This window comes from Parafrankia sp. BMG5.11, from assembly GCF_004337455.1.
In genome coordinates, this window is sequence record NZ_SJXI01000003.1 from 85,791 (window position 1) to 99,685 (window position 13,895).

16 protein-coding genes and 2 pseudogenes are annotated in these 13,895 nt (G+C 70.0%); 8 read left to right on the plus strand and 10 right to left on the minus strand.

The annotated features are described in order from the left end of the window. Nucleotides 1–54: 54 nt before the first annotated feature. The 6 genes from E0504_RS03770 (at nt 55) to E0504_RS03795 (ending at nt 5,749) form a co-directional block, all read left to right on the plus strand. Complete coding sequence (locus tag E0504_RS03770) at nt 55–558, plus strand: hypothetical protein (RefSeq protein ID WP_131621999.1); 504 nt, start codon at nt 55–57, stop codon at nt 556–558. Further along, nucleotides 558–1,082 carry a hypothetical protein gene (locus tag E0504_RS03775; RefSeq protein WP_131622001.1) on the plus strand — a complete coding sequence of 175 codons (525 nt, stop codon included), beginning with the start codon at nt 558–560 and terminating at the stop codon, nt 1,080–1,082. Before E0504_RS03770 ends, E0504_RS03775 begins: the two co-directional genes overlap by 1 nt. Beyond that, nucleotides 1,079–1,888 carry a hypothetical protein gene (locus E0504_RS03780; RefSeq protein WP_131622003.1) on the plus strand — a complete coding sequence of 270 codons (810 nt, stop codon included), beginning with the start codon at nt 1,079–1,081 and terminating at the stop codon, nt 1,886–1,888. The genes E0504_RS03775 and E0504_RS03780 overlap by 4 nt, the downstream gene beginning before the upstream one ends. After that, on the plus strand, nt 1,885–4,002 hold the full coding sequence (locus E0504_RS03785) for an FtsK/SpoIIIE domain-containing protein (protein ID WP_131622005.1): 2,118 nt from the start codon (nt 1,885–1,887) through the stop codon (nt 4,000–4,002). The genes E0504_RS03780 and E0504_RS03785 overlap by 4 nt, the downstream gene beginning before the upstream one ends. Nucleotides 4,003–4,676: 674 nt before the next feature. After that, nucleotides 4,677–4,970: a hypothetical protein gene (locus tag E0504_RS03790; RefSeq protein ID WP_131622007.1), complete on the plus strand. Its 294-nt coding sequence runs from the start codon at nt 4,677–4,679 to the stop codon at nt 4,968–4,970. 185 nt (nt 4,971–5,155) lie between these two features. After that, a complete protein-coding gene (locus E0504_RS03795; RefSeq protein WP_207912172.1) occupies nt 5,156–5,749 on the plus strand; it encodes an excalibur calcium-binding domain-containing protein in 594 nt (197 codons plus the stop codon). Between the two features lie 197 nt (nt 5,750–5,946). Here the strand turns inward: E0504_RS03795 and E0504_RS03800 are convergent, their stop codons facing one another. The 10 genes and pseudogenes from E0504_RS03800 to E0504_RS50180 form a co-directional block, all read right to left on the minus strand. Beyond that, nucleotides 5,947–6,459 carry a hypothetical protein gene (locus E0504_RS03800; RefSeq protein WP_131622011.1) on the minus strand — a complete coding sequence of 171 codons (513 nt, stop codon included), beginning with the start codon at nt 6,457–6,459 and terminating at the stop codon, nt 5,947–5,949. A gap of 88 nt (nt 6,460–6,547) precedes the next feature. After that, nucleotides 6,548–6,811 carry a hypothetical protein gene (locus tag E0504_RS03805; RefSeq protein WP_131622013.1) on the minus strand — a complete coding sequence of 88 codons (264 nt, stop codon included), beginning with the start codon at nt 6,809–6,811 and terminating at the stop codon, nt 6,548–6,550. Continuing rightward, the gene (locus E0504_RS03810; protein ID WP_131622015.1) at nt 6,808–7,233 is read right to left on the minus strand and encodes a hypothetical protein; all 426 of its coding nucleotides are present in this window, start codon (nt 7,231–7,233) and stop codon (nt 6,808–6,810) included. Before E0504_RS03810 ends, E0504_RS03805 begins: the two co-directional genes overlap by 4 nt. Before the next feature lie 27 nt (nt 7,234–7,260). After that, nucleotides 7,261–7,398 (minus strand): annotated as a pseudogene (locus E0504_RS54025) (HGGxSTG domain-containing protein); the annotation flags it as partial. After that, nucleotides 7,395–7,697 (minus strand): YozE family protein, encoded by a 303-nt coding sequence (locus E0504_RS03815; protein WP_165938389.1) that lies wholly within the window; start codon nt 7,695–7,697, stop codon nt 7,395–7,397. The pseudogene E0504_RS54025 and the gene E0504_RS03815, both read right to left, overlap by 4 nt. Before the next feature lie 65 nt (nt 7,698–7,762). Continuing rightward, the gene (locus E0504_RS03820; protein ID WP_207912174.1) at nt 7,763–8,107 is read right to left on the minus strand and encodes an HNH endonuclease signature motif containing protein; all 345 of its coding nucleotides are present in this window, start codon (nt 8,105–8,107) and stop codon (nt 7,763–7,765) included. A 499-nt stretch (nt 8,108–8,606) separates the two neighbouring features. Further along, nucleotides 8,607–10,277 (minus strand): hypothetical protein, encoded by a 1,671-nt coding sequence (locus E0504_RS03825; RefSeq protein ID WP_131622021.1) that lies wholly within the window; start codon nt 10,275–10,277, stop codon nt 8,607–8,609. After that, nucleotides 10,274–11,164, minus strand: coding sequence for a bifunctional DNA primase/polymerase (locus tag E0504_RS03830; RefSeq protein WP_165938390.1), 891 nt, complete (start codon nt 11,162–11,164; stop codon nt 10,274–10,276). The genes E0504_RS03825 and E0504_RS03830 overlap by 4 nt, the downstream gene beginning before the upstream one ends. 104 nt (nt 11,165–11,268) lie before the next feature. Continuing rightward, nucleotides 11,269–11,520 (minus strand): hypothetical protein, encoded by a 252-nt coding sequence (locus E0504_RS03835; protein ID WP_131622025.1) that lies wholly within the window; start codon nt 11,518–11,520, stop codon nt 11,269–11,271. Beyond that, entirely contained in the window at nt 11,517–11,753 is a 237-nt protein-coding gene (locus E0504_RS50180; protein WP_243657399.1) for an AlpA family transcriptional regulator, read from the minus strand. The genes E0504_RS03835 and E0504_RS50180 overlap by 4 nt, the downstream gene beginning before the upstream one ends. A gap of 180 nt (nt 11,754–11,933) precedes the next feature. Here E0504_RS50180 and E0504_RS50185 point away from each other — a divergent pair, with 180 nt between their 5' ends. Together E0504_RS50185 and E0504_RS51900 are read left to right on the plus strand one after the other, a co-directional pair. Then, nucleotides 11,934–12,596, plus strand: a complete 663-nt coding sequence (locus tag E0504_RS50185; RefSeq protein WP_165938391.1) for a helix-turn-helix domain-containing protein — start codon at nt 11,934–11,936, stop codon at nt 12,594–12,596. Beyond that, nucleotides 12,593–12,952 (plus strand): annotated as a pseudogene (locus tag E0504_RS51900) (site-specific integrase); the annotation flags it as partial. The gene E0504_RS50185 and the pseudogene E0504_RS51900, both read left to right, overlap by 4 nt. Nucleotides 12,953–13,895: the final 943 nt, after the last annotated feature.

Genomic DNA, 13,895 nt, shown 5'->3' on the forward strand with positions numbered 1-13,895 from the left:
ATTCCAGCACCGGCCGGGGCCTGACGGACCACCTGCACGAACAGGAGACCCGCTGTGCGCCACCTTCTCATCTCCGCCGTCCGCCGCCAGGGCGCGGCCTTGCTTGACCGCGTCCGCCCGGTCGCGGAGACCGGCTACCTTCTCACCGGCCGCGCCTCCGCCCCGGCCATCGAGGCCGCCCCGGCGCCCGTCGCCGTGGTCCTGGCCGCCGGTGTCGCTTCCGCTCCGGCCCTGTTCGCCCCGGCGGAGATGCCGTCCGCCGACGTCATCGAGGCCACCGCCTCCGACTTCTACGCGGCCAGCGACGATGCCCGCGCGGCGGACCGCGCCAAGCGCAAGGCGCGCAGGCTGCTGGACCGTCTGCCCGTCGGCACCTACGGCGGATGGGCCATCGAGCGGGAGTCCTCCGGCCGGATGGTCGCCGATCTGGACGTGATCCGGGCCGACTACGCGGCACGCGGCCTCGACATGCCGATGAAGGCGGCCGGGCCGTCCCTCAAGGTCACCCCTGCTGTTCCGGCCCTGGCCGGTGTCGAGCTGGACAAGGTGGCCGCCTGATGTCGACCCTCACCGGCGCCATGCTCCGCGCGCTCGTCACCATCGCCCCCCGGGGCGCCCGTGGTGTCGAGCGGACAGCGGGCACCATCCACCCGGACGCCCGTCCCGAGTACACCGCCGGAGACGTCAGGCTTCATGGCGGAACCGTGCGGGCCCTGCTCTCCCGGGGCCTGCTCTCCGGCACCGTCCGCCCTGCCGCTCTGTGGGCGGCGGCGGAAGTGACCGACTACGCGCTGACCGACGCCGGATGGACGGCCCTTGCCTCCGAGTACGGGCGCGCGTGCAGGCAGGGCGAAGACGCCCCGGCGGACACCGACGCCCCGGCCGCCTCGACTCCGGAGCTTCCGCGCGCCTACCCCATGCCGGCGCCGGAGCACGATTCGCGGTTCACGTTCGGCCTGACGTTCGACGTCGCGGCCGTCCTGGAACAGGCGGGATACCCGCCGGTTGCGTCGGGCGCCGATTTCCTGGAACTACAGATGGCGCTGTTCCGGTTTCTGTACGCCCACGGGGAGGCGGCATGAAGCCGGCCGGGCGCATCGAGCGCGCGTTGGCCGCCGCCCTCCCGATCGTGTTGGGCGCGGCAGTCTTCGCCGTCGCCTTCGACCACGTGCGCGCCGTCGCCACGTGGGCCGGTCAGCCCGGGTGGTACTCCGTCGTCATCGCCTCGACAGGCGAGATCATGGCCGTTGCCTCGATCCTTGAGATCCGGGCGCGCCGCGCCTCCGGCGAACCGGCACGGTGGCCGGTGCTCGTCCTGGTTGCCTCCATCGCGTGGTCCGGCGCGTGCAACCTTCGCTCCGCCGCCGGTCTGCACGCCGATCCGGGGGCGTGGCGTTTCGTGATGGCCCTGTGGGTCGTGCTCGCCTTCGGGTTGGTCGCGGGCATCAAGGCCACCCGGGGAGCGCACCGGGACGCCACGGCGGAGCCTCCGACGGAGCGCGCGCCGGAGCACCTGGCGGAGCGCACCGCGCCGAACACCACGGAGGCCGTAGAAGAGCCTCCGGCGCCGGTGCAGGACACGGCCCCTGACCAGCACGGAGCGGGGCCGACGGAGCGCACCGCGCCCCGCATCGAAGCGGCCTCGAAGAAGCGCCCGGCCGCGCGTTCGAAGGCGACCACCGGGGCGCGCTCGAAGGCGCGACGGCCGCGCCGCACCGATGCGGAGCTGACGGCCGCCATCGAGGCACTGGACGACGCCACCCGCGACAGCGTGCGCGGCACCGCTACGGCACTCGGCATCGGCCAGACCCGCGCGCGGCGCCTGCTGGCGGAGCGTGCCGCGCGTCGCGCCCCGCTGTCGCTCGTGAAGGAAGGGGCGTCGGCATGACCGCCACGCCGGACATCGAGGGCGGCCAGGTGCTCACCGGGCCGTGGATCGCCCGGCCAGGACAGCAGCAGGCGGAGACATCCCGGCCGGTGCTCTCCGGGGAGGTGCTCCCAGCACGGGGCGCGCCGGTTCCCGCGCGGCCTCGACTGTCCGACCCGGTGCGGGTGCCCGCGTGGCTGTCCGATCGGGCTGTCGCCTCCCGCACCGTGCGGTACGCCGGTGTGCTGTCCGGCCGGGTGCTGCTACGCGGCACCTGGCGTGCACCGGTGGCGGTGCTCCGGGGCACCTGGCGTGCCGGCCGGATGTGGTGGCACTGGGTACGCGCGGAAGATGTGGCGATCGAGCTACGCGACCCGACGTCGGGGCGGATGGGCCGTGACGTGGTCGTGGTGCGCAAGCTCCGGGGCGAACGGTGGAAGATCACCGGTGCTGTCGTGGCCGGAGGCTCGATCGGCGAGATCATCGCGGATGCGATGGTCGGAGGGTGGGTGCCGGCCGCGACCGGCGGGGCCGTGGTCCTGGCCGCCGGTGTCGCGGGGCGGTACCGCCGGGCGCCCGGTGAGGCGTCCCCGTGGGCCGGTGAACCGGACCCGCGCCGCGACCTGGCCCCGGAGCATCTCAACGACGCCTTCCGTGCGGCCGGTCTCCTCAAGGCAGACACGGCGCTCGTGCTGTGCGCGCCGATCGTGCGGGACCGGCACGGGCGCGGGTGGGAAACCGTGCTCGATCTGCCCCGGGGTGCGGGCAAGACGGCCGCGCACGCCATCGGCAAGGCGGACGTGATCGCGGCGGAGCTTGGCGTGGATGAGATCCAACTGATCATGTCGCGGGTCCGGGCGCACGCGGGGGGCCACGGCCGCCGCCTGTCCCTGTGGGTCGCGGACGATGATCCGTACCTTGGCACGCCGATCCGGTCGGAGTTGATCGAGGCGGAGCGGTTCGACTTCTGGACGCCGGTGCCGTTCGGGCGGGACGCCAGGGGCAACCGGATCGACGTCCTGTTGCTGTGGCAGTCCGCGTTCTTCGGTGGCCTGCCGCGCCGTGGCAAGACGTTCTCGATGCGGTTGCTCGTGGCCGCCGCGGTGCTCGATCCGTGGTGCCAGGTGTGGTTGGCGGACGGCAAGGGCGGGGCCGACTTCCGGGCCATGGCCGGTGTCGCGCACCGCTACGTGGCCGGGGCCGACGTGGGCGACCTGGCCGCCTTCGAGGCCATGTTGGACGAACTGATCACGGAGATGTCCCGGCGGTTCGCGTTCCTGGCCACGCTGTCCGCCGCCGAGTGCCCGGAAGGCAAGCTCACGCCGGAGATCATGCGCCGGTACCGCCTCCCCTTGATCCCGTTCGTGATCGACGAACTACAGGAGTACTTCGAGGCGCTGGACGAAGAGAAGGACCGTAAGCGGGTTGTCGGCAAGTTGGCCCGGATCGCCCGACGTGGCCCGGCCGCCGGCATCATGCCGGTGTACGCCTCCCAGAGGCCCGACGCACAGTCGGTACCGACCAAGCTCCGCGAGATCGTGACGTACCGGTACTGCACGCAGGTCACGGACCGCACGTCGTCCGACATGGTGCTTGGTGACGGGAAGGCGCGCGCCGGTGCGGACGCCTCGATCTTGTCGGACTCCGAGCATCACAAGGGCGTCGGAGTGCTCGTGACCGGCCCGGATTCGTTCGTGGTCGTGAAGGCGGACCTGTTGGACAACGGGGACTACGAGCGGGTGTGCCAGCGTGGCCGGGCGCTCCGGCTGGACGAAGGCACCTTGACCGGGGATGCGTGCGGGGACCTGGCGTCCGCCGCCGCCAGCAGGGCGTACGTGATCCCCACGGTGATTGCTGACGTGCTCGAAGCGTTCGGCCGCCGGGCGCGGATGTGGACGGACGACATCCTGTCCGCGCTCGTCAACATCGACGAAGACGCCTACGGGGAGTGGACCGGCACGGAGCTTGCGGAGGCGCTCGAAGGCGCGGGCGTGAAGCGGACCATGAAGCAAGTCAAGATCGATGGCGACAACCGGGCGGGGTGGTTGCTCCGGGACATCGAGGGCGCGATGCCTGCTGACGTCCTGGCCGCGCGGCCGGTAGAGGGGGCACCCGCTACCGCGCCGGAGGCGTGAGGCGGGTCTACCGGCATCGGCCCGGCGGGCGGGGCGTAGAGGGGGCCCTCTACCCCGGTAGCGGGGCCGGTAGAGGCCGCAACCCCTTGCGGCGTATGGGAAGTAGACCCGGTAGAGGGGTGAGGCGGGGGCGTCCGGAGTGGCACCGGGCGCCCCCGTTCGCGTTCTCGCCCTGGCGGTTCGTCGGTTGCCAGGACGTCACGTGTCGACGGTCGCGCCACGGTGCCAGTTCTCGACTTCCGCCGCGAGCGTCATCACTTCCGGTGCCGAATGCCGGTACGGCCGGAACGCCTTCACAAGCTGAGCGAGAGGCACCGACAGCGACCGGAACGGCGTGGGCGACACTCACCAGACTGACGCACGGCGCGCGTTACGCGGGCTCGATAACACGCCAGCGTGCGTCAGGCTCGGGCCCGGTCGTGACCGTGGGTCACACTCCCCCGGGCCACCGAATCGGCGATCCCCTTACGTACCAGGCATTTTCGCCCGTCGATTCGCGGCCCGATCCGGCCTGTCCATACGTTGCGTGACGATTTGGGCGTGACGCCTGATGTAGGTTCTAACGCCCGATCGATAATCACTTCCCTTATGCACCAGGACCGAAACGCTAGGATCGCGCGCATACGACTACATACCCAAACGGGGGAACGTCTGTGCGTAGCTACGGTCCGCGCATGTCCATCGGTCTCGGCGGGATCAACTTTTCCGGTCCCGGACTGTCCTTCGGCGGATCGTCCCGCCGTAGCGGCCCCAACCCGATTGGCCAACTGATCATTGGCCTGTTGGTCCTGGCCTGGAAGTTCTTCGTCTGGTACTTGCTGCTGACGCTGTTGCTGTCCGTGTGGGTCGTGCAGTATCTCGGCTACGTTCCGGTTGTTGCCGGCATCCGCCGCTACCAGGGACAGCAACCGCTCTTGCTCCCGCGCCACACAAGGCCGTGGTTCGTGCGTCGACACGGCGGCCGGTAAATCGTCGGCCGTCCAGCCCAACAGCCGGTCGAGGCTCCTGAGTGGGTGTCTCACCCGAGACTGACGGAGAGGACGTCGGGTCCACAGAGACCGGCCTGTACCCTGTGCGACCAACGCAAAGGGGGGCGTTCGTGAACTGTAGGGACAGGTCAAGCCGCGTCATGGGAACGACCGTCGGAGTTCTCATGCTTGTCATGGCCCTGGTCGGCGGATGTGGCTCGGCTTCTGACGGGGCCGTCGAGGCCGCCGGCAGCCCGACCGCGGGTTCTGGTCAGGTCCAGGTCCCCGATGTGCTCGGCCTTGACCTCGACGAGGCCAAGGACCGCCTCGGGCCCGACCTCGACGCGAAATCCGTAGACGCCACTGGCCGTGACCGTATGCAGATCGTCGACAGCAACTGGCAGGTGGTCCAGCAGGACCCCACCGGGGGATCGGCGGTTCCGAAGGGCACGACCGTCACGCTGCACGTGGTCAAGGAGGGTGAGTCGGTATCGCCGACGGCCAGCCCGACGGCCACGGCGACTCCGAGCGGGGCTCCGCCCGCGACCAGTGCTCCGGCTGTCACACAGCCCGCGCCCCCGCCCGTGCCGACGCCGCGTCCGGCCGATCCGCTGCCCCCGGCTGACAATCCACCGCCCGCGAACGACGACCCGCCCGCCGCCTACTACGCGAACTGTGACGCGGTGCATGCGGCGGGGGCGGCTCCGCTCCATGCGGGTGAGCCTGGCTACCGCCGCGGCCTGGACCGCGACGGAGACGGGACCGCCTGCGACACCTGAGGGATCCGTTCACGCTTATTGGTATGAGAGGAGAGGAAGGCGCCTCGGAAGCCTTCAGGCCCACCCGGTGGCGTAGGCCATCATGGCCGGCGACCTGATGGCCCACCCCGTGGCCCATGGGCTACGAACTCCCGAGGCCATGGCGTAGGCCATCCTGGGTAGGGGTGGCGTGTCCGGCGCCCTGGACGTCGTCGCTGTCATCCAGGGCGCCCACCCGCGTTAGACCCGGGTAGCAGGGTCCGGCCCTGATGCGGATGCTCCGACTCCCAGCGCGCGGCCTTGATGGCGCCACGCAGGATGCTGCCGACGCTGTCCGGCCTCGACAGCGACCCGTCGACGCGGGACGCCCACGTCTGCCGGGTGGACGTGGCCAGTTCGGCGACGTCCGCCCCGTGGGTGCCCAGCACGTAGTCAGAGACCTGCGTACGGGCCCGCCGGACATACACCTTGTCGGGGCTGTCCCCGCGGTCGGCCGCCGCGACGCTACGCCGTTCCAACAGGTCGGCCAGATCGGAGACCATCGCGTCGAAGGTCTCGCGAACGTGCGCCTCGGCAAGCTCCACCGGGGTGAGGCGCGATTCGCCGTTGACGAACCGGAGAGTGTCCGACCGGTCCCCGGGGAGCATGGGGTGGTCGCGTTCGGCCTGCCGAAGGTCCCGGACGGCCCGGCGGAACGTGTCGGTGTCGATGAAGAGAGCAATGCCCTTCACGATGAAGTCCTCTCGTGTGCGTGGATGTGCCAGCAGGCCCCGGGGCCTCTCACCCCGGGGTGCCGTCTTCGTGGCCGTACGGGCCGCCTCAGGGCTCCATCGGGTAGTCCCCCGGGACGCTGAATGCCCCCGGAGGCACACCGACGATGTGGTCCGTGTGCGGGACGCCTTTCATGATCGACGTGAGCAGCGTCCCGCCGTCATCGTCGGACTTGATGAAGCACCCGATGTAGCTGTCGCCCCAGCAGCGTTCGCCGTACGGCGACGGCTGGAAAGCGCGCGCCATGGCCCCCCACCACGCTGCGCCGGTAGGGCGCTCTTCGGCCGCGCCCTGGCCGTCGGTGTCGGTCACCTGGCCTCCCGCTCCGCGCGCTCGATCTCTTCGAGCACCATTGCCCGAATCACCGGATCATCGAGATCGAGGCCCATACGCGCGGCCACGCGGGACAGCACGGTGACGACCGCTTGCCCCTGTTCCTCTTGGATGCGGGCAAGGCGCTCGTCAATCTTGAGTCGAGAGATCGTGCCCAGCACGGAGACTGACCGGTCCATCGCGCGTTCGTAGAGCGCAACCTCAGCTCGAAGCTGTTCCGCGCCCTGGCCGCTGTACCGCCAAGAGTTCCCGTCCAGATCGGCGAGCCTCTCGCGGAACAGGTCCTTCACGGACAGGATCTCACCGGCCAACTTCGCCAACGCCTCAAGCGCGTTGTCAATCGTGGGTGCCTTGCCTGCCCCGGCAAGTCGGGCCGCTGTCGACAGCACTTCCCGTTCCAACAGTCGCTCCTTCGCCTTCGTCTTCGCTTGCTTCGAGGCACCTCCGTGCATCCGGCACACAGTGGCGCCCTGCACCGCCCACGCCCGACATGGCTTGCCCGCGAGATCGGGCCGACTCTTCCCCGCACACCGGGCCGTGCACCGCTGGCGGAATGGATAGGTCACAGGATCACTCCCGATTGGATGGGTGCTCCCGTGCCCTCACCCCGGAGGACCGGAGATCTTGGCTCTACGGCCCTCTGAGGCGCGGCCATCCCGTAGGCGTAGAGGTGCCATGCCTGCCGGAGCAGCTCGATTTCGACATCGCGGGCACCGGCCTCGATGAAGTACGCCCGGTACCTCTCGAAGGACCCCGGGCCGCGGGGCCAGTCACGATCGGCCAGGACCGTTCGGGCGAGTACGCCGATGGGGTCGTGGTCGGTCCTGCGGAGGCGGAGCCACCCCCGGAACGACAGGTTGGCCATCGTGTATCTCCGTTTCTCTGTTCGTGCTGTCGAGGCAGCGGGGGATGTCCTGCACCGCCGCCGCCTCATGGCCGCCTCAGGGGGCTTGCCGGGCGGAGCTGCTGTGCCTGCCGGAACCGGCGGATGGCCCACCCGCGCCGGTTGTTCTCTCCGGGGGTGACCACGGCCAGGTGGGACAGCCGGACGCAGTCCCGCCGCCGGCACCGTCCGGCGAAGTGGTCGATGACCATGCCGTCCGGGATGGGGCCTCTGGCGTACTCCCAGATCCACCGGTGCGCCATCACCAACCGGCCGTTCTCGTCCCGGAACTTGCCGTAGCCGGTCGATGTGAGCGACCCGATCCACATGTGACATCCGTTCGGATGCGGGACCTTCGAGACTTTCGCGGCGAACCTGGCCCATGCGGTCACGTCGGGCCTCCTGTCGGGCGTCGTGGGTGTGTCCAGCACCGCGCGCCCTGCCAGGGCGGGGTATGCGGCGGGGTTTGAGTGGCCGGAGGCGGGGTTTGACGGCCGTCCGGCGGGGTTTACGGGCCTTGATCGTTCAAATCCGCCGCCGGGAACCCCTTTGGTTCCAGCCATGATCACGGACCGGCGGGGTTTAGCGGGGTTTGCGGAAGGGGTTCAGCCCCTACACGTGCGCGCGGGCGTATGCGCGGGGCCTCAGGACGAATACCTCTCGCGTAGGCGCTGGGCTTGGATCTAAACCCCGCCAAACCCCGCCAGAGGCTAGAACTCCTTTGGTACCAGCCATGATCACGGGGCGGGTTTGTTTGATCAAGGGCTCTAAACCCCGCCTTTGGCCTCCCAAACCCCGCCCCTGGCGGGTCAAACCCCGCCGTCGGGAGGCCAAACCCCGCCGGGCGGGGGCCGCTCGACACGACCCCCGACACGGCACGCGACCGTGACATCACTCGCCGTCGTTCATGGTCTGCTGCTGCGGTTCTTCGGGGGCCGCGTCGACCCACCACACGGTGATCTTGCGCTTCTTGTCCTCCCGCCGCCGGAGCACGTAAGGACCGTGCGGCCTGTCCACCTGACCGGCCAGCAACCGCCCCAGCGACTTCGAGGACGCGAACTCTTCCTTGGCACCTTGCGTCGGGAAGGTGCCCTCCCAGACCTCCCGGTTGAAATCCTCTTCCGCCGACCGGCGGACGACGGAGGCCGTCACTTCGTTGCGGCTGAACTTGCGGTGCCAGCGATGGAAGAACGATTCCCACCGGCTGTCTTCGTCGTCCATCTCACGCACCGCGTCTTCATTGGCCAGGAACCCCGGGATGCCGTGGTGAGCCAAGAATCCGCCGACGCCCTGTGCCCACGCGGTGAACTGCCGCATCCTGTGGGCCGATCGAGGCGCACCCCCGGCAATCCAATCCATCACCAGGACAAGCGCGTGATACTTCACAACGCTTTGGAAGTCCGGGGCCAGGATCTCCGTTTCAAGGTCCGGGATCGCGAACGATTGCGGGTCGCGCTTCTCCGGACGGGCTGTCTTCGCCTCGATCCGAGCAAGCACCGACCGCGTACGCATGTCTCCGCCAAGACGGATGTTGTTGCCGTTCGCCATCACCTGACGGTTGTTGACCGCCGACATCGTGCGGCTTGTGCCCAACACCCGATCTGACCACGTCGGAGACGTGAGGAACTGAGCCAGGGCGGCCGAATCAAGCTCCGTTCCTTCCTTCACGTTGTCGAAGGTGAGCACCGGTGCAGGCGCCACCATCGCGGCCGTCAGCACCTTGCGCATCTCTTCGTCGTTCTTCGGCCAGGTGAGCGGCTTAGCCCCGAACAGATGCCCCGGCATGGTGGTCAACAGCGTCTTGCCTGCCGATTGAGTCGGGGCCTTGATCAGGCCCAACGGAATCAGCGAACCAAGGTAGGGGCGCAAGATCTGAGACACCAGCAAACCGACGTAGTTAGCCAGGTCCGCCGATTCCACCCACGGGAAGTCCCGGAGAAGTTGGTTCAGGATGAAGTCGAGGGACTCCCCCACCTGGCTTGCCGTGGGCCGCTCCGGCACGCGCGTCATCTTCGTCTTCGGTGCGTAGAACAGGCCCGTCATCGGGTCGTATCCCTCGTCCTGCACGAGCGACCCGTCAGGGCGGAGCACCGGCGACCCGACGATGCCCAGCAGGGGGCGAACCCCCGGCCACTCCGTGCCGGACAACACCGCTTCGAGCACGCGCGCGCCCGGCATCTCCTCCGTGTCCCACTCCGAGACGGACGCCTCTTGCGTCACCTGGCCTGTCTTCTTGTCCGTCTTCGCCGGAGTGACGCTCTTGTGGTGGCGGACGACGCGGGCATGGTCGGCCAGGTGCCGTGTCAGCCCTGCCACGTCGAACGACGTCGACCGGTACGGCAACGGCGTGGGCTCTTCCGCCCCCATCGGCGTGCCGACGTCGCCGGAGACCCTGGCCAGGTGCGTCAGCATGCCCGCGACCACGTAGACGTCCGGCAGTTCGCCACCCATGATCGCGGCCCGAATCTCGCGGATGTCCGCCGGAGGCGTGTCCAGCTCGATGCGGGGTTTGCCCGTGACATCCGTGAACACGCGCCCGGCCGCTTCGCTGGCGGTCGTCATGCCGCCTCCCCGGGGTTCATGCCCTTGCGGAGGCCCGATCGGACCGTTGCCCGGGTCTCCCGGTCGGTCAGACCCGCCTGACGGCCGGCAGAGTGCAGGGCGTCCACGGCGCGGCTGTCCAGCAGGCCCGACGCCAGGTGCTCCCCTACGCGGCACGCTGCCCAGTGCAGGGCGAGGTTCCGTTCGCCTTCGGGCGCCTCGAAGACGAACGTCAGCAGGCCAAGGAGCGTCGCGTCTGCCTGTCCCGTCCGGTCGCGTCGGGGGCGCTCCGTGCGCGGCGGAGGCGGCGGAGGCGGAGGCGACAGCACCGGGGCCAGTTGCTCGGCAGGCCACGGGGCCAGGTGCCCGGCCACGTCACCGTGCAGCAGGCCGGAGACGTCGCCAGACCACCCGTAGCGGGGGCCGTCCGGGTGGATCGAGGGCGGGGCCACGACCTGGCCGCCGTCGCCCTTGACGTCGATCCCGGGGAACTCCCGACCGAACGCCTTCGACACCGACTTGACCTTCACGTCCGGGCCAGGGTGCAGGTAGTACATGTGCAGGCCGTCCGACCCCGTGATCACCATGACGGTCCCGGGGAGCGCGCCAACCCGCTCTTCGAGCTTGGCCAGCGACTCATGACCGCCGTTGCGTGGGTCGATGTCGAGCACCACGAGACCGGACCGCGCCCCGGTGACCACACCGACGTTGGCGTCGGGCCACTCGTCCCACCACACGGTGATGACCGCCGGATCGGTGCTGGCCGCCTCCGTCCAGCCGGGCAGGATCGGCTGTTTGCCCGGGGAGTTCACCGGGCCACCGGTGTAGACGTTCCGGCGCATCGTGGGGCCGTACAGCGGGTGCACCGGCACCCCGATCCGGGCGAGACCAAGCGCCCCTGTGAGCACAGGAGGCTTGACACCACGGCAACCGTTCGTACTCTGGTGTTCAGATCGGCTCGATCGATGGGAGGCCGCCCCCTGGCCGGGGCGGCTTCTGTCGTTTCCTGGGGTCACGACGCTTCCGCCCCCTCGTCCACCGGGGCGATGCCCAGCAGCGTCAGCAGGGGGCGCGTCGGCACCACGTAGCGTGCGCCGTGCTTGACCACGGGCACGGGGAACTCACCGGCCCGGACCATCTGCCGCGCCTTCCACAAGCCCATCCCCAGCACCGAACCGGCTGTCTCGACATCGACCGTGACGGGCAGGGCGCGGAGCTGACGCGCCGTCCAGCGGCCCCGTACGGGTGCCTTCGAGGCGGTCACGCCGCACCCGTCCCTGTGGCCTGCTCCTGCTCTTCGAGCCACGCCAGGACCACCGACCGCCGGTAGCGCACGACCTTCACGCCCAACGAGAACCACTGAGGCCCGACGCCCCTCGATCGCCAGGACCGAAGCGTTCCTTCGTGCACGGCCAGCAGGCCGGACACATCGCGGGTGGTCAGCAGGGGGTCCGGCGCGGGGGCAGAGGCCAGGACGGGCGTCATCACTTCGGCCACGAGACGTCCTTTCGCAAGGTCCGATCAAGCACCGCTCCGCGCGGTGCCGGTGCGGTCGAACTTCGACCGCGTGACCTCTGGAGTACCGCCCCACATGGACGTGTGTCAAGCGGCCCTAGTTCGTACCGTTGCGGACGCGGTACCGTCGTGTGTGTGGCAGACACGCAGACAGGACGACCGGTGCGGGAGGTCGTGGGAGAGGGCGTGCGACGGGCCAGGGAGGCGGCCGGGGCGCGTCAAGACGACGTCGCACGCGCCGCGCGCCGGTACGGGCTGACGTGGTCGCGCTCGAAGGTGGCCGCCCTGGAACGGGGCGCCAAACCCGTCAGCATCGAGGAACTGGCCCTGCTGACGCTCGTGCTCTCCGACGTCTGCGCCCGGCCGGTCACCGTGCCGGAGTTGATCGATCCGGGCGCGCTCGTGCACCTGGCGGGCACGCTCCACATCGGTGGGGAGGGTCTCGCCCGGGTGCTGGCAGGCCGTCCCCTCGACACCGGCCCCATGACCACCGCGGAGACGCTGGCCGTCGCGGACGCCTACCTAAGCGGCATCCGGCACGACCGCGAACGGGCACGGGCGCTTCTCCTTGATGAAGCCACCCTCGATCCCGGAGGGGAGGCGGAGGAGAAGGCCGCGCGACGTCTTGGCGAACCTCAGACGTGCGTCACGGCGCTGTCCATCGCCCTGTGGGGCCGGACCCTCACCGAAGAGCGGGACCGGATCGTTGCCGAACGGGACGATGCACCCTCCCCCGACCGGCTACGCGCGTTGAGAGGCCAGGTCACGCGACGCCTCGTTACTGACCTGGCAGAGGAGATCACCCGGCGGGAGGCCGCCCAATGAAGATCAAGGCCACGCACCGGTGCGGATGCCGCGCCCCGGAGACGAAGCAGAAATACCCGGCCGGTGAGTGCCCGGACGCCCGCAAGCGCGGGCACGGCTTCTACGCCGGAGAGTTCCGCGTGCCGAAGGAACTTGTGGCCCTGGCCGGGACAGAGAAGATCCGCTTCCGGGGACCGACCCGCAAGGAGGCGGAGGAAGACGGCGACCGGAAGTGGGCCGCGATCCGTGCTGGTCAACAGCACGTCGGAGACCTGACCACCGGCGCGTACCTCGATGATTGGCTGTCCCGCAAGCGACGGCTACGCCCGACCGCGCGCCGGTCGTACGCCGGTCACATCCGCCTGCACCTCAAGCCGTGGATCGGAGACATCCCGCTTGCGGCCTTGCGCTCCCAGCACATCGACGCTGCGTATCAGCGGATCGACGCGACGAACGCGGCCAGGGCGCGCCCGACCGGCCCGGCCACCGTCGCCCGGATTCACGCCACGCTGCGGAACGCCCTCAACGACGCGGTCAAACAGCGGATGATCCCGTTCAACCCGTGCTCCGGTGTCGAGCTACCGGAGTACGCCCGGCCAGAGATCGAACCGTGGGGCGCCGAAGAAGTCGGGGCGTTCCTCGATCAAGCGGCCGGTGAGCGCCTCTCCGCCCTCTGGGAACTTGTGGCCCTGCACGGTCTACGCCGTGGGGAGGCGTGCGGCGCGACGTGGACGGGGCTGGACGACGCCCGGTCGGTGCTCACGGTCTCCCAGCAGATCACGGAGTACGGGTCGGAGCTTGGTGTCTGGGCACCGAAGACGCGCTCCGGGCGCCGTGTGGTCGATCTGGACGCCACCACGCTTGGCTCCTTGCTCGCCCACCGGGTAGCCCAGGACACCGAACGGGATGCCATTGGCGCGGCGTGGGACAACGGCACCTTGCCGGACGAGCACGGGCGCCCCGTCCACCTGGCGGAACTGATGTTCACCCGGCCGGACGGCCGGCACCTCACCCCCGCGTGGATCTCTCAGGAGATGCAACGCATCGCGCGGCGCGTGGGCCTGCTGGCAACCGTGCGGGTTGCGGCGAAGGCCGGAGCATCCACGCTGGACGTCGGCACGCGGTACACGGAGCCCCGGGGCCAGTGGACGTTGTACGTCGACCGGGAGGCCGTGGGGGACGTGGCCGTGACCGGGGTGTCCCCGGTGCGCGGTGGCCGTGTCCGCCTGCACCTGGCCGGGCCTTTGTCGGCAGACGTGCCGGAGGGTGCGGAGCTTGGCCGGGGCCTGCTGTCGAGGCGGAGGCTTCACGATCTCCGGC

Excerpts from the sequence above, each read along its gene's own strand:
- E0504_RS03775 (WP_131622001.1), top strand. The coding sequence starts at position 558 with ATGTCGACCCTCACCGGCGCCATGCTCCGCGCGCTCGTCACCATCGCC.
- E0504_RS03780 (WP_131622003.1), top strand. The coding sequence starts at position 1,079 with ATGAAGCCGGCCGGGCGCATCGAGCGCGCGTTGGCCGCCGCCCTCCCG.
- E0504_RS03785 (WP_131622005.1), top strand. The coding sequence starts at position 1,885 with ATGACCGCCACGCCGGACATCGAGGGCGGCCAGGTGCTCACCGGGCCG.
- E0504_RS03790 (WP_131622007.1), top strand. The coding sequence starts at position 4,677 with ATGTCCATCGGTCTCGGCGGGATCAACTTTTCCGGTCCCGGACTGTCC.
- E0504_RS03795 (WP_207912172.1), top strand. The coding sequence starts at position 5,156 with ATGCTTGTCATGGCCCTGGTCGGCGGATGTGGCTCGGCTTCTGACGGG.
- E0504_RS03815 (WP_165938389.1), bottom strand. The coding sequence starts at position 7,697 with ATGGCCAACCTGTCGTTCCGGGGGTGGCTCCGCCTCCGCAGGACCGAC.
- E0504_RS03825 (WP_131622021.1), bottom strand. The coding sequence starts at position 10,277 with ATGACGACCGCCAGCGAAGCGGCCGGGCGCGTGTTCACGGATGTCACG.